Genomic DNA, 22,055 nt, shown 5'->3' with positions numbered 1-22,055 from the left:
AAAAGTTGCCCTCAATCCGACACCATAATTCCGAGACATTTGTCCTTGATCTGTTTTCGAGAATGATTATTATAATAGGTTGAAACCAATTCAATCCACAAGGAGTCACGCATGTACTTCAAACAGATTTCCGTTCCCGGCCTGGGCTGCCTCTCCTACGTGGTGGGATGCCCCGGGGCCAAGGCCATGGCAGTGGTGGATCCCAAGCGGGATATTCAAGATTACCTTGATATCTCCCGAGAGGAGGGAATGCGCATCACCCACATCATCGATACGCATGTTCACGCCGACCACGTGAGCGGGGCGCATGAGCTGCGAGCCGTCACCGGTGCAAAGATCATGATGTACGAAACCTCACCCGTGGACTTCCCCTTTCACGGCATCAAGGAAGGCGAACGCCTGGACATCGGCAATGCACGACTTGAATTTATGCATACCCCCGGACACACCCCGGACGCCCTCTCCGTGCTGGTCACGGACCGGTCACGCTCCGAGGAACCGTGGATGCTGCTGACCGGCGACGTCCTTTTTGTCGGCGACATCGGCCGCCCGGATCTTGCCGGGGCCGACGTCATCGACGAACAGGTCCGCAACCTCTACAACACGCTGTACGTCAAATTCGCCCAATTGCCGGACCATTTGGAAGTATTTCCTGCCCACGGCATGGGGTCGCTTTGCGGAAAGGGAATGAGTTCCAAGCTAAACTCTACCCTCGGCTTTGAACGGCGCCACAACCCGATGTTGCAATACCCCTCCTTCGAAGCATTCCATAACGTCATGACCGGAGACTTCCCCACCAGGCCCAAAAGTTTCGGCCACATCATCAGCACCAATCGGGACGGCGCGCCCCTGCTGGAATGCTGCCCCCTGGAAAAAGCCATGACACCGGAACAGTTTGAAACATATATGGCCGAAGGATACCTCGTCATCGACACGCGGGACACCGCAGCTTTTGGAGGATTCCACATCCCTGGCTCTCTGAACATTGGTTTTGAAAAACAGCTCGCCAACTGGGTGGGCATGGTCGTTCCGCCGGACGCGGACCTGCTGCTCGTGGTGGAAGACAGAAAGCGGTATGACGACATGGTCACCGAACTTCACCGCATCGGCTATGACCGTATTTTCGGCTACCTTGCCGGAGGCATCAATGCCTGGATGCTTTCCGGCCGCGACCTGGAACGTCTGAACCAGGTTTCCGCCGGAGAGTTGGCCGCAATGCTTGACGATCAAACTGCCACGATTCTCGACGTGCGCACCCCCTCGGAACTGTCTGGTGGCGGCATCCCTGGCGCCCAAAGCGTTCCGCTGACGCACGTCCTGGACAACGGCCTTGATATGTCCCGCGATAGGGATATCGTGGTCTACTGCGGCAGTGGCTATCGCTCCAACATTGCGGCTTCGTCCCTTAAAAAGCAAGGATTCGAGAAGGTTCGCTCTTTGGCAGGCGGTATCATCGCCTGGACGCAAGGCAATCACCCCTTGGTCTAGCGGCCCTTTCCCAAAGGGAAGGTCAAAGGGCATCCATCAACAACGATGCTGTTGCCCCCCCGTTTTATCAAACACGCGGCCGTGATTATTGAGCAGCCATCTTCGCGGGGAAAAATGTTCCGCGCCATCCTTGGCCACCTCCCCGTGTTCCTTTTATGGAACGCGGGGATTTTTTTATTTCTGCCCCTAAAGAATCCACCCATCCCATCCGATAAGACGAGCGAAAAGTATATTTGTATAGGGAGAGAATCGCCATGACTTCGAACGTGTCTCCCCTCATCAACAACACACTCCAGCCCATGTCCTTTGCGGGCAAGGGGACGGACGCGTTCGGCTTCCGGCTCTCCCCATCTCCCGAAGCCGCCTCTGCAGAAAAAGACACGGAACAAACCGCCCAAGAGCTACAGCAACTGACGGAATTGCGCGAGCGCGAGCGTGATGTCCGCATGCACGAGCAGGCACATTTTGCGGCGGGCGGCGAACACGTTCGGGGTGGAATGCATCTTGAAATACAAAAGGGACCGAAGGGAGCGCTTTACGCGGTCGGAGGCAAGGTCAACCTGGACACGTCCCCGGTGCCGGACGATCCGACCGTCATGGCGGAAAAGGCCCAAACGGTGCGGCAAGCAGCAATGGCTCCGGCCGAACCGTCACCTGAAGACAGAAATGTGGCCGCGGAGGCCGCGGCCATGGAAGCCCAGGCCCGGATGGCGATACAGCTACACACCCATACCGAAGGAAACGGAGCCGCTCCCTCTGTCCAGCAGGATGCCCGACAATCTTCCCGAACCGCACGCGTCCAAACACAACGGGCGGTGCTCCGCTATACAGAACAGGAATTTCCATCCCCGGGCAGTGGATTTTCCGCCCGAGCCTGACACGTCAACAAAAAAACTCTTCCCAGGCGCACCTGAAGCATGGTTGGATCTGTGCATAGCCCGGCACCAGTCTGCGGAACACTGCCTTATTCCTGAAAGAGTGGCCCAAGCCCGGCATCAGACGAGGCCAACAGGCCCAAATCCCGAGCCAGCCGCCGAACCTCCGGGGCGACTCCCCCCTCTATCATTATATCCATGCCGTCCTTGCGGGCCTGTCGCAAGACAGAGCAAAGCAATTGCAGGCAATGCAGGTCCGTCTCCAACACGTTGTTCAAATCCAGACGAAGGGACCGCTTGTTTTCAAGACCATGCAACAAGGCCGCACGCAGCTGCTCTAGATTTTCCAATTCCGGCGTTTCGGGGAAACGCAACAGCGCCGATGCTTCATCGCCCAAGAGCAAATACGGACCAAACTCGGCCTGACGCTGCATCAGCTCGACGGCCCCCTGCTCCAACGCGGATTCAATATTCTTGATTCGTTCCTCATCCACCCTGGTCACGGTGCTGACCAAATCCTTTTCCAAAATAGTGGCGAAAAGGACATAAAAGGGGATGCGGTTACCGAATTCCTCCTCCAAGCTGCCCACGGCCGCAAAATCAAGCTGGCAATCCAACACACGGCCACTTCGCTCCAGATCGGCAAAAACTTCAAGCGGATAGGTATCACGGAGATGGATATCGTGAATCAAGTCATACTCGATGAGATAAATATAGTTTCCACCACGTCGCGCCTGCTCCAGACTAACAGCATCCACGGTGAAGACACTCCCGCTGTCCAGCTGGATGCTCGCGTCGCTTCCGGCAACGGCATCCGACGACTCTGCCTCAATCAACCGCTGCAACGGATTCAAGGCCTCATCAATGGGCATGGCGTCGCTTTTGTCCACGCTCTCCACCAGGGCCAACAAGCGGTCAAATCCCTTAAGCAGAATATCGACCACGTCGGAGGACGGAACAAGATCCTTGTTGCGGATCATGTGCAGGACATTCTCCAACTTATGCGCCAACAGCTTGATGTTGTTGAAACCAAGCATCCCCGCCCCTCCCTTGATGGAGTGGGCGGCACGGAAAACGGAGTTGACCAGCGATTCGTCCGCATCGACCCCGGAGGACTCCATATCCAGCAAGTCCTGCTCAATGTGGGCAAGATGCTCTCGGCAATCTTCCACAAAGCTGACGACAAGTTCATCCCCCATATAGGTCATGCGCTCCCCCTCTTACCGCTTGACGGTGAAATGACGATTGAGCCGCATGGTGCTCAACAAATTATACACCGGCTCGGGAGTATTGATCATAACCAATTCGCCACCAACCTTATGCAGGCTGTTGTGCGTAGCCACCAACAGGCCTATTCCCATGGAGTCGACGACTTCTAGGGCTTTGCAGTCGAGAACAATTTCGGAAACGCCCTTGCTCACGGCTTCTTTGAACACCGTTCGATATTCATCCAGTGTCCCGGCGGAAAGACTCTGTCCCATGGTCACTTCCCGGCGGAAATCATTGTTGGTCGTATTCATGCTCTTCTCCTGAGCCTCGTAACGTTTTGTGACGATGATTTCATTCCCAGCTTTATTAAAAGATACCGAGTCGGCATAATTTTCAAGGATAAACATGCCCCGCCCTCCTTCCTGGTCAGGCGGCGGCGGGCATTGATTGCGCGCCTCCCAGTTCCATCCCGGTCCCTGGTCCAGCACCCGCAAGACAAGGTCCGGCGGGCGAAGCTCCATACGGACCTCAACGGCGAGAGCAGGGTTCATTCCGGAGCCGTGCACAATGGCATTGCAAACCGCTTCTCGAAGAATGAGGTTGAAATCAAATTCAATCCCACGAACATTGTGCGCGGTTAAAAATGCGGAGACATCGGAACAGAGTCGATCCACCAGCTGTAACTCCGCGCCAAGCCTCACCCAAAGGTGTTCCCCTTCGACCCGGCAGGAATACATCTCACACCTCCACAGCCAGAACCAAAACGTCATCCTCCGGCACGGCGTATCCGAAGACCTCGGCCACGATACCCTGTGCCATACCGGAAAGGGGCAGATTCCCGGCATCCGTCATCAACCGGGTCAACGCTTCGCGCCCCAGGGGAGCGGCGCTTTGTTCCACCAGTCCATCCGTATAGAACACGAAGCGATCCTTCGGCGAGACCGGGACGACAAGATGCCCCAATTCAATGTTGGAAAAGACACCCAGGATATCCCCGTCCGCGTCCAACAGCCTGGGATCGCCATTACGCGGCAAAAAACCGGGGGCAGGATGTCCGGCAAGGGCAATATCCAGCTGCCCCGCAGCACGATCCAACACGGCATAAACGGCCGTGAGGAATTTTTCCGGCGGGGTTATGCCCTGCAAAACCTCATTAATGGCCGCCAATGTTTCAACGCTGCTCTGGTCGCTCCGGGCATTTTGACGAAAGAGTGCCTTGAGCGAGGACGTAAGAAACGATGCGCCCAGATCGTGACCGCTCACGTCGGCCACCAAATAGCCCACACGGCCATCGCCCAACGCCACCACATCGTAGAAGTCTCCCCCCGCCTCCTGGGTCGGGATAAACTCCACAGAAAAAACCGCCTCCGGCAAATCGGTAGGCTGCACAAGCATGTCCCGTTGAGCTTGCTGCACCTGACCAAGACGCCGGGACTGGCTCTGAATGATTTTCTCACGCCGACTAGAAAAACCGAGATGATTACGGATTCTGGCCAAAACTTCCGGACCATGAAAGGGCTTCGTGATGTAGTCCACGGCCCCCATGTTCAGGCCTTCCACCTTGTTGTCGTCCCGATCCAGGCATGACAAAAAGATAACCGGAATATCCGTTGTTTCCGGATTTCGCTGCAAGTGGCCGCAAGTTTCCAGCCCGGATTCGCCAGGCATCATGATGTCGAGCAGGATCAGATCCGGTGGCCCCTCGCGGACCAGTTCCCGGGCCTCCTCTCCGCTTGTGGCGGAGATGACCTCAAACCCGGCATTCTTCAGCAATCCCTGGAGAACCAAAATGTTCACGGGTTCGTCATCGACGATCATAATCCGATGCGTTGTTGCCATATTTGCTTCCTGCTCCGTCACTTGGTTCCATCGTTCTTACAAGTATTCGCAGTTTTTACCGCAAAGGACAAGCATGCAAACGACGACCGCTTTGTAACGAACTGTTCAAAATATTTTTTTCCCACCATCACCACAAGTTATAACCCCTTCGCTCCAACATGCTGAAATATGGGAAATCCGAAAAGTTGACAAAGTCATACCTCTCTACCTACCCTTATGGTTCGGATCATCACTCCTTCGGTGGAGTTGTATTAACAAAAAAAACAAAGTGTTCTCAACAAACTGTCGGAGCCTATTCTTTACGGAATGATATGAGCAGCCCGAACGAAGCCCAATCCGCCTGGGAAGAATACATGCGCAGAAGCGGTATGCCAAGCTGCGCCTTTTCCACGCGGAAAACGATCAAAATAGGCACCGGCACGACGACGCAAAGAAAGGAATCCAAAATTTTTTGGGTCGGAACCAAGCTGGACGATTCCCAGTTTGAAATCCAACGCGTCAACAAGCACATGGCCCCCTCCGGAGACGTGCAGCATATCCCGGCAGACAAATTTTACAAAGATTTCCACCCGGAAGTGGAACTGTTCAATACCAGAATTCTTCCTGTAATGCGCAGCATAGAACAGGCTGTGAACCGGGGCGACAGGCACCGGGAACGCGGAGAACCCTACTCCGCCGAATTCGAGTACAATATCGCGCTGGGCCATGACGAACAATGCGTTCGCGCCCTCTTCGGCATGGGACTTGTTTACCTTTCCCGCAATGAAACGGACAAGGCCCGTAATGTTTTCAAGGAACTGGTGGAGATCAACGCCACCTTTGCCCCGGAACACAAACACTTGTTCAACGAATTCGGCATCCAGATGCGCAAACGCGGCATGTTTGAGGAAGCCGTATCCTACTTTCAACGCGGTCTGCGCTTCGATACCGACGATGAAAACCTTTTCTTCAACGCAGCCAGGGCAAACTATGAGATGGGCAACTATCAGGAATGCGTGCGTAATCTGACGGCGAGCCTGGAAATCAACTCCGCTGCCAACGAAGCCAGAGAATTCGCCCGATACCTTCAACAGCACATAGGCCGGCTCATGCGCGAAGCCCGCCTGGAAAACCATATCGCCACCCCGTTGCGTGAAGCCGTGGAGCACGCCAACCTGCTGGCTGAACAGCAGACAGCACCAGACGGCGGCCCGAACGCATCCGAATCCAAAGGCAACCACAAACGGCTGCGGTACGACACCCAGTCCCGCAACATCGACATCCTCAGCTGACCCGGCCTTGCCATTTGCGCCATGGCCCTGTATCGCTCTCTCTGGAGAAACTGATACAGTATGCGTTTACACATCACCGTTTCCGGCTCATGCCACACCATTGCCCTGCTTCACCTGACCCGTACGGCGGTACAGCGGTTCCAACAACGGCATGCCGACGACTGGCAAAATCGTCTAGCGCTTTTGGCCGTAGGGCCGAACCGCAAGACGCAACTCCCGGCATTCACCGCACAGGGCGAATACACCCCCAAAGTGAACGTCATACGCCGCGGCATGCTTTTGCAGGCCAAGCACTTCGGGGTGGAGGCTTCGGTCGACGGTTTGGATGAAGTCCCGGAACAAATCGACTCCAAGCAGACGAACATTCGTCTTGCACCTCTGCTTCGTGATTTTGGCAAGGAAGATTTTTTGGGCATTTTCCATCTTCAATGGGATGGAGCGGCCAGTTATGTTTGGGAGATGGAATCGGGGTTCCAGGAGGAAGCGCTCTGCCTGCACTTGGAAAACCTGAATAGAATCTTGAATCATACCCAGCAATTCGACCTGATACGCAACATAACATACCAAAATCAGCCACCGATTCACCGAGAACTGGAACGCCTCGGCAAGCCGCGTATGCATAAGCCTCTTTACCGAGTATCCGGCACCGCCTGAATACATCCGCCTCATTCCGACAACTCGACTTTTCTCCTGTTTTGTGCGTATAGTGCAAGCATTCAACGTTGTCGTCGAAAGGTCCACCGACGGGGACGGGCACACTGGCGATCACCCGAATTGCTTCACGTGATTCGTCATCCGGGCCGGTCACCCTTCGTTCCCACGCATACGGGGATCACGCCATGAAACAATTCTTCCCTGCTCCGCCGTTGCCACGGTCCGGCCCGTGTCCCACTATCGCCGTACGGAACCAATCCATCTTCCGAACACGCCGGTTCGCAAGAGTTGCCTTATTTTTTCTGGCCCTCGCGTTCTTTCCCGCCGCCGCCACAGCCCAACCGCCAGGAGATGACACCGTCCTGGTCATACGTGGCGACGCAAACTATCCGCCCTACGAATATCTTGAAAAAGGCGTTCCCACCGGATTCAATGTTGAATTGATTCAGGCGGTGGCCCGCATTATGGACATGCGTCTGCGGATCGAACTCGGTCCATGGAATCGGGTGCGCTCCCAACTGGAATCCGCCACCATCGACGGGCTAACGGGGATGTACTATTCTCCGGACCGCGACCGGTTCGTGGATTTTTCAACACCTTTTATCCGAACCTACCACTCCGTTTTCACGCGACGCGGATCCCCTGTCCACTCGGACAAGGATCTCGCCGGGAGAAGTCTGCTCGTTCAACGTGGTGACATCATGCATGACTTCGCCATCAAACGTTTCCCCGAAACCAATATCGTTGCCGTGGCCACGCAGGAAGAAGCCTTACGACTCCTGGCCATGGGATATTTTGACGCAGCCCTATTGGCCACTTTGCAGGGGCTATATAATGTCGACCGCCTCACACTCAACAATATCGTCGCGGTCGGTACTCCCATGGAACCAAGGGATTACTGTTTTGCCGTACCTGAGGGCCATACCCAGACCATCAGCCGTCTCAACGAGGGGTTGGCCATTGCCCGGCAAACCGGCGTATATAAGGAATTGCACGATAAATGGTTCGGGAAGTTCGCTCCGCCCAGCTTTTGGCAGCGCTGGCGTGCCGCCGTGCTCACGGCTCTTGTCGTTTGTGTAGGTTTCCTGGTCATTGCTCTGGTCTGGTCCTGGTCTCTGCGGAAAAAAGTCTTTGAGCGAACGTCAGAACTCCAAAACGAACTGGCCGAACGCAAAGTCATGGAAACGGCCCTTGAACAGAGCGAAAGACGGTACCGACGGCTGGTGGAAAATGCAGGCGATGCATTTTTCCTCGTGGACACCCAAGGGACGATTCAGGACGTAAACCAGGCGGCGTGCGATGTGCTCGGATTCTCCAGGGAACAGCTCATGGATTCTCCCGTTTCCACCTATGCGCCAGGCTACGCCCAACAGACGCAGGAAGGCTGGCTCTCTCAACTCGAGGACGCTGCAACCACCTTTCGAACGGAACTAGTGCGAAAGGACGGCTCGCAACTGCCCGTGGAAATCAAGGTCGTAGCGTTTTCCGAAGGAGAACAACGATATATTTTCGGCATCGTGCGGGACATCTCCGCCCGCCTCCGCATTGAATCCGAATTGGTACAAGCCAAGGAGGACGCCGAAGAGGCCAACCAGGCCAAGAGCCGTTTTCTGGCCAACATGAGCCATGAAATACGCACCCCCCTCAACGGCATGCTCGGAATGCTGCAGCTCATGCGCGACACATCGTTAACGCAGGAACAACAGACCTACACACGGGAAGCCATTGCCTCCTGCCAACGACTGACCCACCTGCTGGGGGATATTCTGGATATTTCCCGCATCGAATCCAAAAAAATGCATATTCGCCAGGATTCCTTCCGCTTGCCCGAAGAGCTTCAGACCCTGGAAACGCTTTTTGGCCCCACGGCACGACAGAAGGGACTAACCCTGGAGCTGAGCTGCGATCCGAAGCTGGACATCGCACTGCTGGGCGACCCGGGGCGATTGCAACAGATTTTCAGCAATCTGGTGGGCAACGCCCTCAAATATACGGAAAACGGAAGCGTGTACATTTCGGCAGAACTCCTGCCCCGCGAAAACGAAACCGAATACCCAATCGTCTTCATGGTTCGAGACAACGGCATCGGCATCGGCGAAGACGCTTTGCCCCACCTCTTTGAACCGTTCATGCAGGAAGACAACACCTACACCCGTCGGCATCAAGGCGCGGGCCTGGGACTGTCCATCGTCAAACGCTTGGTGGACCTCATGGGAGGGCGCATTACCGTGGAGAGCACTCCGGGACACGGCACCACCTTCACCATCATACTCCGCTTTCCCCTGGACCGCTCCACAACGGAACCAACTCGGCCTCCCCTCCCCAAACCGCTCCGGACCGTCTCGCTCCACGGGCTGCGTATCCTTGTGGTGGAGGACGACCGCGTGAATCGCCTGACTCTGACGCGTTTTCTGGAAAAACAAGAAGTGGTGGTGGATGAAGCGGAAAATGGGCAGGACGCGCTGGATGCCGTGCGCGATACTCCCTTTGACGCGATTCTCATGGATGTGCAGATGCCCATAATGGACGGACTGGAGGCCGCCCGGACGATTCGAACCGGCACAGGGACGGCCACGGCTCCCGATGTACCGATCATCGCGTTGACCGCCTACGCTATGGACGAAGATCGCGACAATTGCCTGGCGGCCGGGATGGACGACTATTTACCCAAGCCCGTGGATATGAATCTGCTTGCGGAAAAACTCGATACGCTTTTAAGGCGGCACGAGACAGAAGAAAGCGACAGCGAGGGTCAGGAAATCTATGGTACCGGAGGCGGGATTTGAACCCGCACGATCATAAATGATCTTCGGATTTTAAGTCCGATATGTCTACCAATTCCATCACTCCGGCATCCTGATACGTAGCCTGAACGGGACGATTATTTCCCACCCGGTGCGTCGCCCCGAAGGGTCGCCCTGCACCTGAAGCGCTTGTTCTTGTAAATGGACTCGGCCACAGCGTCAACGCTGAAACCTAAATACCTTTTCCCACGGCCCGAACCCACGTTGCGCCCTGGCCTGGATTGCTCTACATTGCCTGCCATGATCGCGCAGCAGCACACGCGGCACGTTTTTTTCCGGGAGGGAGCATGATTCAGCCGGTAATCCTCAGCGGCGGAAAGGGAAGCCGTCTTTGGCCTCTTTCCCGGGAACAACATCCCAAGCAGTTTTTGAATGTTCGCGGAAACGGCACCCTTTTTCAACAAACTGTCCGCCGGATCGGAATCATCCCTGATGTGTCCTCCACCATGGTGCTCTGCAACAACGATCACCGCTTCCTTGTGGCGGAACAACTCCGTGAACTAAACCATCACGCCCGTATCGTTCTGGAACCGACCGCCCGGGACACGGCTCCGGCCCTCTGTGTGGCCGCCCTGCTCTGCCGCGAGGAAGACCCCGTCCTGCTCATTCTTCCAGCGGACCACGTCATCTCAAACGATCCCCAATTTGCAGAAGCCGTAGCCAAAGCCGCACCTCTGGCCCAAGATGGAGACCTCGTCACTCTAGGGGTCCGCCCCGGCCATGCGGAACCCAATTTCGGCTACCTCCGGGCCGGCGCTCCGGTAGGCGATGGGTTCCAAGTGGACAAATTCACGGAAAAACCCGACCAGCAGACCGCGCAGGCCTTGCTCTCGGACCCGAAATATTTTTGGAACAGCGGCATCTTTCTTACCAAGGCCTCCACACTGTACCAGGAACTGCAACGTTTTGAACCGGAAATTGTCCACTGCTGCGACCAGGCCGTGGCAGGCCAATACAATGATCTGGATTTCATCCGCCTGGACCGGGAGGCTTTTTCCCGTTGCCCGGCCAAATCCATCGACTACGCGGTGATGGAACGCACCGAACGGTGCCGGATGGTCCCCCTGGACGCTGAATGGAGCGACCTCGGTTCCTGGTCCGCCATGCGCCATTCCGCACAGGACAAAGATGCCGCGGGCAACGTTCTGCGTGGGGACGTTCTCGCCCAGGATTGCACCAACTGCTACCTGCACAGCCAAAAACGTCTGCTGGCCGCTGTCGGCTTGCAGGACATCATCGCCGTGGAAACCCCGGATGCCATCCTCGTGGGACACAAGGACAAGATGCAGCATGTCCGGGACATCACCCAACAGCTCAAAACCCAACACCGCACCGAAGCTCTGGCGCACACCACGGAATACCGTCCCTGGGGCGGATTCGAATGCATCGCCACGGAACACCGTTTTCAAGTCAAACGCATCCAGGTCAAGCCCGGTCACATCCTTTCCCTGCAGATGCACCACCATCGGGCCGAGCATTGGATCATCGTCAAAGGAACCGCCAAGGTTCGTATCGGCGACAACGACTTCCTCCTTACCGAGGATCAGTCCACTTACATTCCCATCGGTCAGGTGCATCGTCTGGAAAACCCCGGCAAAGTCCCCCTGGAACTCATTGAAATCCAAACCGGCTCCTACCTCGGCGAGGACGACATCGTTCGATTTGAGGATGTTTACGGAAGGTAGCGCCGCCTGGCTCGACCGCATACGCCACGATTCCGAACAACGCCCCGCCTCTGCCACAACCGACAAACCACACCAACATGCAAATCGCACTCTACCAACCACAGATCCCGCCCAACACGGGCAATGTAGCCCGACTTTGTGCCGCCACGGACACCCCGCTGCATCTTATCGGGCCTCTGGGATTCTCACTGGATGACCGCTACCTCAAACGCGCCGGGCTGGACTATTGGCCCAAAGTCCGCCTCACGGTCCACGAAAACTGGGAAGCGTTCCTTGCCTCTTCTCCTGGTCGCCTGATCGGCACCAGCGCCCGGGCCGGAACCGCCTACCACGCTTTTGACTACGCCCCGGAGGACTGCCTGCTCCTGGGACCGGAAGCCGTGGGCCTCCCCATCCAGGCACTGCAGCACACCAGTCAGTGCGTGCGCATCCCCACGACAGACAACGTACGTAGCCTGAATCTCGCGACTTCGGCGGGCATTCTGCTTTACGAAGCCCTGCGGTCCTGCAACCTGCTGCCCGGGATGTAGACACTTGCCTTCCCTTTGCCGCCTGCGTATAGTCCGAGGCGGAATCTTTGGTTAAAAAGGAAATAATATGAATATATTGGTTACCGGCGGATGCGGCTTCATCGGCACCAACTTCATTCGATTGATGCGGAAGCATCACCCCGACTGGTCCATCATCAATCTGGATCTGCTGACCTATGCCGGAAACAGAACCAACCTTCTGGATCTGGAACAAGCGCCGGAAACGGCTCAGGGCGGCAACTATATTTTTGCGCAGGGCGATATTCGCGATCCCCGGTATGTCTCAGAACTGCTCACGGCACACCATATTCAAGCCGTGGTCAATTTTGCGGCGGAATCCCATGTGGATCGGTCCATCAATGATCCTTCGCCATTTGTGACCACCAATGTCCAGGGAACCCAAAACCTGCTGGAATGCTCAAGAAAGTTCGGTGTACAACGGTTTGTCCAGGTTTCCACGGATGAAGTTTACGGCTCTCTTGGCCCGGAAGGCGCGTTCACGGAAATGACGCCCCTGGCCCCGAACAGCCCCTACTCCGCCAGCAAGGCTGGAGCGGATCTCATGGTCCGGGCCTATGTGGAAACATATGGGCTGGACGCGGTCATCACACGCTGTTCCAATAACTATGGGCCGTACCAATTCCCGGAAAAACTCATCCCCCTGATGTTCACCAAGGCACGGAACCAGGAACCGCTGCCCATATACGGGGACGGAAGCAACGTACGCGACTGGATTTACGTTGACGATCACTGCCGTGGGGTGGAGTTGGCGTTGCTCAAAGGCCGAACAGGGCAGGCCTACAACTTCGGCGGCCAGGCCGAACGCTCCAACCTTGAACTCGTTAAGACGCTGCTGGACCAGCTGGAATGCCCCCATTCTTTGATCCATTTCGTCAAGGACCGCCCGGGGCATGATCAACGCTACGCCATGGACTTCTCGCTTGCGGAAAAGGAACTTGGCTTCACTCCCCAGATGACCTTTGAACAAGGCTTGCAGCGCACCCTGAACTGGTACCGTGATCATTCTCACTGGCTGGAACAGGTGCAGAGCGGCGCATACCGCTCCTTCATGGATCAATGGTATGGAGAACGACAATGACCGTTTTTGAAGGAAGCAAGGTCGTTGTACTGGGCGGAGAGTCAGGACTGCTCGGTCAGGCACTGATGAACGCGCTACAACACGCCGGTGCCAACACCGTCGGCACATGCAGGGCCAGCCTCGACCCCATGGACAATGACGCGCTTACCGCCTTCCTGGAACGCGAAGAACCCAGAATAGTCTTCAATACAGTAGCCCACACCCAGGTGGATGCGGCCGAGAGTGAACCCGATCTCTCCCAACGGCTGAACACGACCTTGCCAGAACGCTTGGGAAAACATTCCCTGGAAATGGGATTCCTCCTGGTCCATTTCAGCACGGATTTTGTTTTCAACGGTCAAAACGAACAGGCCTACACGGAAGAAGAATCCGCAGAGCCGCTTTCCGTCTACGGCAAGACCAAGCACCGTGGTGAGTGCAGACTGCTTGAGATGAATCTGGAACGGGTGTTGATCATCCGCACGGCTTGGCTGTTCGGTCCTGGACGGGACAATTTCGTTTCCAAGATGCTGCGGCTGGCGCAAACGCGGGACACTCTCTCGGTGGTCCACGATCAAACCGGCTCCCCAACCTACACCCCGGACCTGGCCAAGCATACTCTCCAACTCGTGGAAAGCGGCGCTACCGGCTTGTTTCATATAGTCAACAGCGGACAGGCAAGCTGGTGCGAACTGGCTGCCGAAACCGTTCGCGTGGCCGGACTCGACTGCCGGGTGGAAGCCATCAATGCGGATCAATATCCGGTCAAGGCCGCACGTCCGACCAATTCCCAGCTCAGCACGGAAAAATTCACCATGGTCACGGGAGTGACGCCGCGTCCCTGGACCCAGGCACTCCGCGACTACGTATACACCGACCTGAGCGAGGAGCTGCCTGGCGATTGAGGTCATTTCGTAACGCGATCCATCAGCGCATCAAATCACGAACCATCATGTCCGCGGAGGCAACACGACGGGCCAACAACGTCACCAGGAACCGGTCCAAAACCATCGCCAGTTCGGGGACCTTAGCCTGCAACGTTTCCAGGCGCTTACGGGATAATCGGTAGACCACGGCCCGCTCTGCCGAACGCACCGAAGCACTTCGTGGAGCCTGTGTATAAATCCCCATTTCTCCGAAAACCGTGCCCGGTCCCAGCTTACGCAAACGCAATGTACGCCCGTCCTCGCTCTCCAGCTCCACGGTCAGCCGCCCGCTCTGCACAAAATACATGGCGTCTGCGGCATCCCCCTGGCGAAAGACATATTCCCTGGAACGATACTCCCGTGGCTGAAGCAAACGCTCCAACCGGTGCAACGCATCCACATCCGGAAACACTCCGTGCAACAACTCCTCCAGAGACAATTCATCCGTATCTGCCCGCCCCTCCTCTTCCAGGAGCCTGTCCTCGCACCACTCCAAGGCGTAATCGAGATTGCGGAACAACTGGAACCCCTGCGTCTCAGGATCTGAAAGACCTGTTTTTTCGAGCCGTTCTTCCAAAGTGAAAGGCACATTGGTCAGGACCATACGCATCCCCCGCGCCTGTCCCAAGCGCAACAATGCACTGAAAACACGCGTCAGTCCCGAACCGATGCCGCGGATGGCGGTGAAGTCGAAAACAACATACCGGACCAGTGTACGACCGGGATCCTCCATACGCTCACAAAGCGTCCGCATAGCGGCACTCAGCGCTCCGCCGGAAAGATATCCGCGCAGACGTAAAATCAGGATGGTATCGCCGATCCGCCGAAGTGTTGCGTCTTGTTCCGGGCTGCGCTCCACATTGCTCCGGCAGGCTTCGCCCGAGAGCACCTGCTTGATGCTGGACGAGGCGGAATGGCGGGACAACCCTAAAACCAAGGACAGCAGCGCCCCGCAAACCACTCCCTGCGGAAATCCGACAAAAACGGTAACAAGAAACGTCAACAACAGGCTGCCGTATTCGTGAGGTTGCAAATCCTCCAGCGCACTGTCCACAAGCCAGGTCTTCAGCAGCTTGCCCCCCAAAAAGACGAGTACCCCAACACAAAAAAAACGCGGGACATGCATGAGCAGCGCATCCACCTGCCACAGTGCGGCACCACAGACCAACGCCGCAACAACCGCAGCCGTTCGTCCTCCTCCTCCGGAACGCAAATGCCCCAAACTCCGCCCCAAGGACAAGGAGACGGGAACGCCCATGGCTAGGGCAGAAACCATGTTCGCAAGCCCCAATCCATGAAGCTCCGACGTTGCACCGACATCACGTCCGAGATGTTCCTCCAGACGCAACAGCTTATACGAAGCCACAAAAGCCGCGAGAAACGCTGTGGCCAGAAGAACGCCCGAATGATCCGCCAAAACGGGCCATTCCACTCCTCCCCAAAACGTTGCGGTACGGGAAAGAACCAAAATATTGCTTCCGCCGACTACAGGATCCGAGCACAGCCACGCATTCCAGCTGGTCGGGGCGTACCTCGTCCCCCAAAGACACCAAACAGTCGCTGCCGCTCCAAAGAACACGACCCACCAGAGGGAATGAATACGCCGATACACCAGAAACAGAACCAGCCCCAATCCCAAAGGCGGTCCCCAAACAGGAACAATGCCCAGCAAGACATTCAGTTGCGTCCAGTCCGCAACGAGTTCCCATTGCCAAGGATGCCCGAATGTCACGTGATACGCGGACAAGAGCAACAGTGCTCCGCAACCGGCCAATGCCCCGCCCATCACAGGAAACGGAACAAACCGAACCCAATCCGCATAGCGTAAGCGGGACAGAAAAAAACAAAACACGGCCACCAGTACGGTGGTCACGACAATACCAGCGGCCAAGGTGGGCAAGGCGCCCCCGGGAAAAGTTTCCACGGAATACTGCGTCAGTTGCTGGGCAAAAACAAAAAGCCCGGCATATGCCGCCACATCCGCCCCACCGGTTGCGCAGGCGACGCGGCTTCGCAGGCCGTAAACCAAACTCCCAGCACACGCGGCAACCAACGCCATGGTAACCACCAGGGGAAACCATTCCGGACGCGCCACCCCCCAGGAAGGAGCCAAAGCCAGAGCCAACGCAAAAAGGACCGCCGAAACGCCCAAGGCAATGCCGTTCTTCACTGCACGCCACCATGGCACCGCGATATCGTCCTCGCGGCAAGCCCTTCCCGCGCCACCGCCGGATGCAAGGTCCGAAGGCGTGGCAGGCACCCCCCGGTCTCTCGGCTCCGCTTCGGCCTCCGCAAACTCTTCCGCCAGGTCATCGGCCAGTTCGCTTTCCCACGGCTCCATGGACGGAACGCCATCCGGCTGGGCCAGGCCATCCTTTGGCTGAAACACCTTACCGACTCCGCCACAATGCGGGCACCGGGCGCGCTGTCCGACCAGGGACGCGGGAACGGACTGTTCCCGTTCACAATGGGGACAACGAAAGACGGCACTGTCCTGATCGGGAGCAGAGGTATCACCCGATGAGGACGGCAAAACCACCGTGACCTTGCCGCATCCCGGACAACGGACCTTCCGCCCTGCAAAAGCCTCAGGAACCTGTTTGCCTAGTTCACAATCGGTGCAATAAAATTTCGCCATCTTCGCCTCATGCCTTGTCGCACGATCCGCTCACGCGAACTGCTCCCTATTCTCTGACTCTGTCAGCACTCGACTTCCATAAAGCTGTAGCCCACAATCAATGCCGGTTTCAAGCAAGGTTCGTAAATGTTTGACGCATGGTCTGCAAAAGCCTTTGAAGCCGATGCTCGTAGGTATGCTGAGCCAACACCCGCTTCCTGGCCCGCTGCGCCACCGACCGGCGTCGCGAACCATCGGTGAGCCATCGCCGCACCGAGTCAGGGATGTCTTCCACTTCCTCATAGACTGCGATCTCACGCCCCGGTTCCAGCAACTCCGCCAACTGGGAAGCCTGGTCTGTCAACAAAAAAGCCCCGCAAGCAGGCACGTCAAACACCCGCTGATTCACGGCGCCCTTCATCTGTGCACTGGTACAATTAAAATTGACGCCGCTTCCGACATACACTCCCGGCAACTCCTCATAATAATCAATACGCGGTGCGAACCGTACCCCTTCCGCAGGAAGCAATTCCGGCCAATGCGCATCACCGATCACCAGAGGAGAAAATTCGCTGAGTCCGCTAACCGCAGCCAGCCGATACCATCGTGACCCGGCAAAGGTCAGCAGCGAGACCGCCGCCAGACGGGCTTCCCGGTCAAGCCCCTCCACTTTTGACGCCAGATCAGGCGCGGTCTCCCGCAGAAACAGCATGGGGGACCGTGCGGGACTCTTTGCAAAGGCTTTGCCCTGTTTCTCCAACATCTGTGCAAGCGTTTCGTTCCCGAGGCGTGCTGCAAGTCCCCGGACCCGATCCGTCAGGCTCTCACCAACAAAGGTTACGTTGCTCCACAGATCGCGACGGGTCGGGCTGTTTGGGTGAAATCGTTCCGGATCCGTGGCCAATGGCAAATACCCGGCATAAGCGTATCCCTGCTTTTGCAACCCGGGTACGCTCGCGGCGTCAAAACTGAAGACCGCCACATTGGGGAGGTCCAAGCCGGGCCAGTCATGAAGAATCAACTCCGGACTGTCCACAAACCAAGATGCCAACGGCAACCGCCCCGCATGCAACTGTTCGGCCACCTTCCCCTCACGATCCAGACCGAAATGGTTCACGGTCAGGACGAAATCGGGCTGAAACCGGGCCACGGTTTCCAAAAAATTGCGCACAAAGTCAGCCTGCATGCGCTCCGACTCCCCAACGCTGACCGTGGCAAAAGACACTCCCAACCGTTTCAAAGCGGTTTGGATTTCCCGGTACAGAAAATATTCCTTGGTCAAAAGAAGGACACGAGGCAGACGGGAAACAAACCGGGGATACCGGCTCCAGGCCGGAACACCGCTGGACTCCCTCAAGCCTTCGGGGGATTGCGGCCCAGCATATCGGCGGTCAGCAGGCACAACGTGTTCCGAAGACATGGCCGATGCGAGCGCCCGATAATACGAAGGATCCAAGCGTAAATAAAACGGCAACGGCACCACATGAGGCATGCGCCCCAGTTCCCGGCTCCACTGACGAATCTGCCGAAGCACGGATTCCACTGGTCCGGAAAACCGTCGAACACCGGGGATCCGCTCGGGCAACACCCGCGAGTTTCCGGCCCGAAGCAGGGCATCCTCCCGATCCACCACCGCCACAGGACCGGTATGCGCAAGCTTTTCCACAGCCACACCGAGTCCGTTGCCCAGAAATACCGGCAGCACACCGTCCGGCACCTGGGAAGCCAACGCCAGTTCCCGTTCCGGGCCATTACGCCCCCAGCAGTGCAGCACACGCTCCCGCCCATCCCGGATCAACCGGATGGCCAAGTCCGCAAGCCGTCCCTGTTGCAGCACGGCCTCGGCATCATATCTCGGAATCCCCATCCCTTTTTGTAGGTCAAGGGTGGGAGCTTCGCAACCCGGGATTCATAGGAGCGTGAAAAAACACATTGCCCTCTAAAGAAACCGGAGCAATCGCCGATAGAGCGGAGAAGGGAGGTTTTGCCCATGGAAGGGCGGCCCTTCCGGTGACGTTCGACGCTGCAATCCCAAGGAAGGGTTTCATGAGCATTTCCGGTGCGGTATTCTCTTTTATCCTCTGCGACATTCAACCGGAACAATTGCTGCGAAGATTTGTCCTCTCCCTGCAACACCAGGACATTCCGGCTCACCGCGTAGAGCTGTGGTTCCTTGAGGCGCATGCCCAGCAAACAACCGCACGACTGCTCCGGAACATAGAGCGGCAGGGCAATGGCTGGCACATCCGATTGGCACATGCGAAGGGTACGGACTACACGGCACGAAGCCGTGCCGTTCAAAAGGCCATGCAGGAAAGCCGCGGACTTTTGACGGCATGTGTGCGTCCCGGAGTCCGACTTGATCGAGAATTCATGTCCCAGCACCTCACCGCACTCAAACAACGTCCTGAAGCGGACATCCTTTTTTCGGACGGGTTACTGCTCGAAACAAACCATGATTTGCCGCATCCCCGAACCGGACCAACGACGCAGCAATTGCGCCGATTCAACGCCATCGGCCCACTCCCCGTGATGACTCGAAAAGCTCGACGCCTCTGTCGCTGGTTTGCAAGCTCACCATTTCCCGCCTGGGAACTCGGCATCCAAGCGGCTCAACGGGGGCTTCGTTTTCATCGCATCCGTTATCCGCTCTATTCCATGAACGTCGCCGGGCGCCTTTCCCGATGCTCCCCCGACAACATGGCCCGGCTCATTTTGCGCCAATCTGGATTTTTTCTGCCGGATCAAGTCTGTTGGGCTTTGAACGTCCTGCGTTGTCACTCCTGGGCCACGGCCTATACCGGCACAGTATTGCCCGATTCCAAAGATGTGCGTGCGCTGTTGGAGCAATCCGTGCGCGATCAACGCGCGCCTTCTCCCGACGTTGCCAAGATCTCTCTTCACGACCTGGCTCCGGCACTCGGGGCATAAGCACGTTATGGCAAAAAAAAGGCCGCAGTCATGCGGCCTAACGACTGAAAAACAAAAGAAACGTTACAGCGGCAACCCGTTTTCCCGTAAGTCCTGCTGCAAAAGCTGCCGAATACGCTTGCTTACGGCTCCGGGCTTTACGTTGTGGATGGGTTTCCCTTCGTAACGCACAACAGAAAGGGCGTCCGTAGTGGTTCCCACGATGAAGACCTCCTTGGCCTCCCGAATCTCCGATTCCCGAATTCCCCGAAAGATCAAATCCACCTCGTCCTTGATAAGATCAATGGCCCGCATGAGCGTCGTTCCAGCCAAAGCGTTGGTGAATTCAGGGATATGCAGGCGGCCCTGCTGGTCCACGATGCAAACGTTTTCCGTGGCGCCTTCGGCCAAAAAGCCCCGATCATCAAAACAAATCGGGAAATCATAGCCCTTTTCCACGGCCTCGCGCTTCATCAGCACGTTGGGCAGATAGTCGATGCTTTTGATAGTAGCGAGATAGGGCTGCTTGGCCGGAATGGAGGTCTTGAAGGCGGTGACGCCTTTTTCATACACGGCCTCGGGCTTGCGGTGGATGTCGTAGGCTACAACATACAAGCTGGCTCCGGGACACTCATCAGGGTCGATGCCGAATCCACCAGGACCGCGCCCCAGCAGAACCCGGACCATGCCGTCGTCCCGGCCACCGGCCCGGGCCACATCCACAATGCTGTCACGAATTTCATCCCAGGAACACGGCGGCTGCAAATGAATCGCCTTACAGGAACGCTTCAGCCGCTCCAGGTGCGGTTCCACCTGATACAGACGGCGCCCGATGAATTTCATGGACTCGAACACACCGTCACCCCGGTGAACCAAATGATCGTCCCACGGCATCAACATAAGCCGGGGGTCACGGCAAACAGCCCCCACCCGGTGGTCGTAAAACGCATGCACCCGGCCCATGCCCGGTCGGGCGGTGTTCAGCATCCTTTGGAGATAACTATCGGCATCAAGAACTTCAGCCACGGCTTTTTCCTTCTTAACAGCGTCCGCCCTGCCGGAACGACAGCGATCCGGACCGATGCAAATCCCGGCCCGGACCGCCACTATGCATCCCGGTCAGGCGAACGCCGGTTAGCGCTCTACCCGCATGAGATCCATTTCCAGCAACGTTTCCGCGATCTGCACAGCATTCAAGGCCGCGCCTTTACGAATGTTGTCGGACACCACCCACAAATTCAACCCGTTCTCCACGGTATGGTCTTCCCGAATGCGCCCGACGAACACTTCGTCCAGCCCAGTCGCGTCCAAGGCCATGGGATAGGCTTGTTTTTCCGGGTAATCCACCACCTCGATCCCCGGAGACGTGGCCAGAAGCGCCCGGCAATCGTCAGCGGTGAGCTTGGATTCCGTCTCAATGTTCACGGACTCGGAGTGACCATAGAACACAGGCACACGCACCGTAGTGGCCGTGACTTTGATGTTCGGATCGCCCATGATTTTAATGGTTTCGTTAACCATTTTCATTTCTTCTTTGGTGTATCCGTCTTCCAGGAAGACATCGATCTGCGGCAAGCAGTTGAAAGCGATCTGGTGCGGATACGCCTCAGGCACCACTTCCTGTCCGTTAAACAAACGGCGGACCTGGGTTTCCAGCTCATTAATGGCCTTTTGCCCGGAACCGGAAACGGCTTGGTAGGTGGAGACCACCACACGCTTGATGCGGGCTTCCAGATGAATGGGCTGCAAGGCAACCACCATCTGGATGGTGGAGCAGTTCGGATTGGCAATAATACCTTTATGCCATTTGAGGTCGTGAGGGTTCACCTCAGGGACCACCAGCGGGCATTCGGGATTCATGCGCCACGCGCTGGAGTTGTCCACCACAGTACACCCCAGTTTGGCCGCGGAAGGAGCATAGGTCTCGGAGGTGGAGCCTCCGGCTGAAAACAAAGCCACGTCGAATCCTTCGAAACAATCGTGGGTCAATTCTTGAACCGTTAGCTCACCTCCACGAAAGGGCAATTTCTTCCCCTTTGAGCGGGCCGAGGCAAAGGGTACCACCTCGGACGCGGGAAATTCACGTTGCTCAAGCACCTTGAGCATTTCACGGCCAACGGCGCCTGTGGCGCCGCATACGGCCACTCTGGGATTCTTGCTCATGCTGTC

17 protein-coding genes and 1 tRNA gene are annotated in these 22,055 nt (G+C 56.8%); 10 read left to right on the top strand and 8 right to left on the bottom strand.

Going from position 1 to position 22,055, the window contains the following annotated elements:
* Positions 1 to 111: 111 nt before the first annotated feature.
* Positions 112 to 1,488 (top strand): MBL fold metallo-hydrolase, encoded by a 1,377-nt coding sequence (locus B5D49_RS04435; protein ID WP_078716472.1) that lies wholly within the window; start codon positions 112 to 114, stop codon positions 1,486 to 1,488.
* Between the two features lie 254 nt (positions 1,489 to 1,742).
* The gene (locus B5D49_RS04425; RefSeq protein WP_078716470.1) at positions 1,743 to 2,366 is read left to right on the top strand and encodes a putative metalloprotease CJM1_0395 family protein; all 624 of its coding nucleotides are present in this window, start codon (positions 1,743 to 1,745) and stop codon (positions 2,364 to 2,366) included.
* Between the two features lie 86 nt (positions 2,367 to 2,452).
* On the opposite strand, the gene B5D49_RS04420 is transcribed toward B5D49_RS04425, so the two are convergent.
* The 3 genes from B5D49_RS04420 to B5D49_RS04410 are packed head-to-tail and all read right to left on the bottom strand — an operon-like array spanning position 2,453 to position 5,411.
* Positions 2,453 to 3,571, bottom strand: a complete 1,119-nt coding sequence (locus tag B5D49_RS04420; protein WP_078716469.1) for an Hpt domain-containing protein — start codon at positions 3,569 to 3,571, stop codon at positions 2,453 to 2,455.
* Between the two features lie 12 nt (positions 3,572 to 3,583).
* Positions 3,584 to 4,309: an ATP-binding protein gene (locus B5D49_RS04415; protein ID WP_159447127.1), complete on the bottom strand. Its 726-nt coding sequence runs from the start codon at positions 4,307 to 4,309 to the stop codon at positions 3,584 to 3,586.
* A gap of 1 nt (position 4,310) precedes the next feature.
* Positions 4,311 to 5,411, bottom strand: coding sequence for a PP2C family protein-serine/threonine phosphatase (locus tag B5D49_RS04410; RefSeq protein WP_078716466.1), 1,101 nt, complete (start codon positions 5,409 to 5,411; stop codon positions 4,311 to 4,313).
* Between the two features lie 311 nt (positions 5,412 to 5,722).
* Here B5D49_RS04410 and B5D49_RS04405 point away from each other — a divergent pair, with 311 nt between their 5' ends.
* The 3 genes from B5D49_RS04405 (at position 5,723) to B5D49_RS04395 (ending at position 10,122) form a co-directional block, all read left to right on the top strand.
* A complete protein-coding gene (locus tag B5D49_RS04405) occupies positions 5,723 to 6,682 on the top strand; it encodes a tetratricopeptide repeat protein (protein WP_078716465.1) in 960 nt (319 codons plus the stop codon).
* Between the two features lie 60 nt (positions 6,683 to 6,742).
* Entirely contained in the window at positions 6,743 to 7,336 is a 594-nt protein-coding gene (locus B5D49_RS04400; RefSeq protein ID WP_078716464.1) for a hypothetical protein, read from the top strand.
* 185 nt (positions 7,337 to 7,521) lie between these two features.
* On the top strand, positions 7,522 to 10,122 hold the full coding sequence (locus tag B5D49_RS04395) for an ATP-binding protein (protein WP_078716462.1): 2,601 nt from the start codon (positions 7,522 to 7,524) through the stop codon (positions 10,120 to 10,122).
* On the opposite strand, the gene B5D49_RS04390 is transcribed toward B5D49_RS04395, so the two are convergent.
* Positions 10,101 to 10,189, bottom strand: a tRNA-Leu gene (locus B5D49_RS04390). The two genes, B5D49_RS04395 and B5D49_RS04390, sit on opposite strands and share 22 nt — an antisense overlap.
* A gap of 238 nt (positions 10,190 to 10,427) precedes the next feature.
* Between B5D49_RS04390 and B5D49_RS04385 the strand changes: the two genes are divergently transcribed.
* The 4 genes from B5D49_RS04385 (at position 10,428) to rfbD (ending at position 14,338) form a co-directional block, all read left to right on the top strand.
* The gene (locus tag B5D49_RS04385) at positions 10,428 to 11,825 is read left to right on the top strand and encodes a mannose-1-phosphate guanylyltransferase/mannose-6-phosphate isomerase (protein ID WP_078716461.1); all 1,398 of its coding nucleotides are present in this window, start codon (positions 10,428 to 10,430) and stop codon (positions 11,823 to 11,825) included.
* Between the two features lie 77 nt (positions 11,826 to 11,902).
* Entirely contained in the window at positions 11,903 to 12,355 is a 453-nt protein-coding gene (locus tag B5D49_RS04380) for a tRNA (cytidine(34)-2'-O)-methyltransferase (RefSeq protein WP_078716460.1), read from the top strand.
* Between the two features lie 67 nt (positions 12,356 to 12,422).
* A complete protein-coding gene (gene rfbB / locus B5D49_RS04375) occupies positions 12,423 to 13,454 on the top strand; it encodes a dTDP-glucose 4,6-dehydratase (RefSeq protein ID WP_078716458.1) in 1,032 nt (343 codons plus the stop codon).
* A complete protein-coding gene (rfbD, locus tag B5D49_RS04370) occupies positions 13,451 to 14,338 on the top strand; it encodes a dTDP-4-dehydrorhamnose reductase (RefSeq protein WP_078716457.1) in 888 nt (295 codons plus the stop codon). Before rfbB ends, rfbD begins: the two co-directional genes overlap by 4 nt.
* 22 nt (positions 14,339 to 14,360) lie before the next feature.
* On the opposite strand, the gene B5D49_RS04365 is transcribed toward rfbD, so the two are convergent.
* Together B5D49_RS04365 and B5D49_RS04360 are read right to left on the bottom strand one after the other, a co-directional pair.
* Positions 14,361 to 16,748, bottom strand: coding sequence for a cyclic nucleotide-binding domain-containing protein (locus B5D49_RS04365; protein WP_159447126.1), 2,388 nt, complete (start codon positions 16,746 to 16,748; stop codon positions 14,361 to 14,363).
* Positions 16,749 to 17,106: 358 nt separating this feature from the next.
* Positions 17,107 to 18,843 carry a CgeB family protein gene (locus B5D49_RS04360; protein WP_078716453.1) on the bottom strand — a complete coding sequence of 579 codons (1,737 nt, stop codon included), beginning with the start codon at positions 18,841 to 18,843 and terminating at the stop codon, positions 17,107 to 17,109.
* Between the two features lie 179 nt (positions 18,844 to 19,022).
* On the opposite strand from B5D49_RS04360, the gene B5D49_RS04355 reads away from it, so the two are divergent.
* Positions 19,023 to 19,907, top strand: coding sequence for a hypothetical protein (locus B5D49_RS04355; RefSeq protein WP_078716452.1), 885 nt, complete (start codon positions 19,023 to 19,025; stop codon positions 19,905 to 19,907).
* 63 nt (positions 19,908 to 19,970) lie between these two features.
* On the opposite strand, the gene B5D49_RS04350 is transcribed toward B5D49_RS04355, so the two are convergent.
* Entirely contained in the window at positions 19,971 to 20,912 is a 942-nt protein-coding gene (locus tag B5D49_RS04350) for an aminotransferase class IV (RefSeq protein WP_078716800.1), read from the bottom strand.
* Positions 20,913 to 21,020: 108 nt separating this feature from the next.
* Complete coding sequence (locus B5D49_RS04345) at positions 21,021 to 22,049, bottom strand: aspartate-semialdehyde dehydrogenase (RefSeq protein WP_078716451.1); 1,029 nt, start codon at positions 22,047 to 22,049, stop codon at positions 21,021 to 21,023.
* Positions 22,050 to 22,055: the final 6 nt, after the last annotated feature.

The sequence above is a fragment of the Paucidesulfovibrio gracilis DSM 16080 genome (assembly GCF_900167125.1).
In the GTDB taxonomy this organism is placed as follows: Bacteria; Desulfobacterota; Desulfovibrionia; order Desulfovibrionales; family Desulfovibrionaceae; genus Paucidesulfovibrio; species Paucidesulfovibrio gracilis.
Note: the sequence above shows the minus strand (reverse complement) of the source record. Positions and strands in the feature narration are given on the sequence as shown.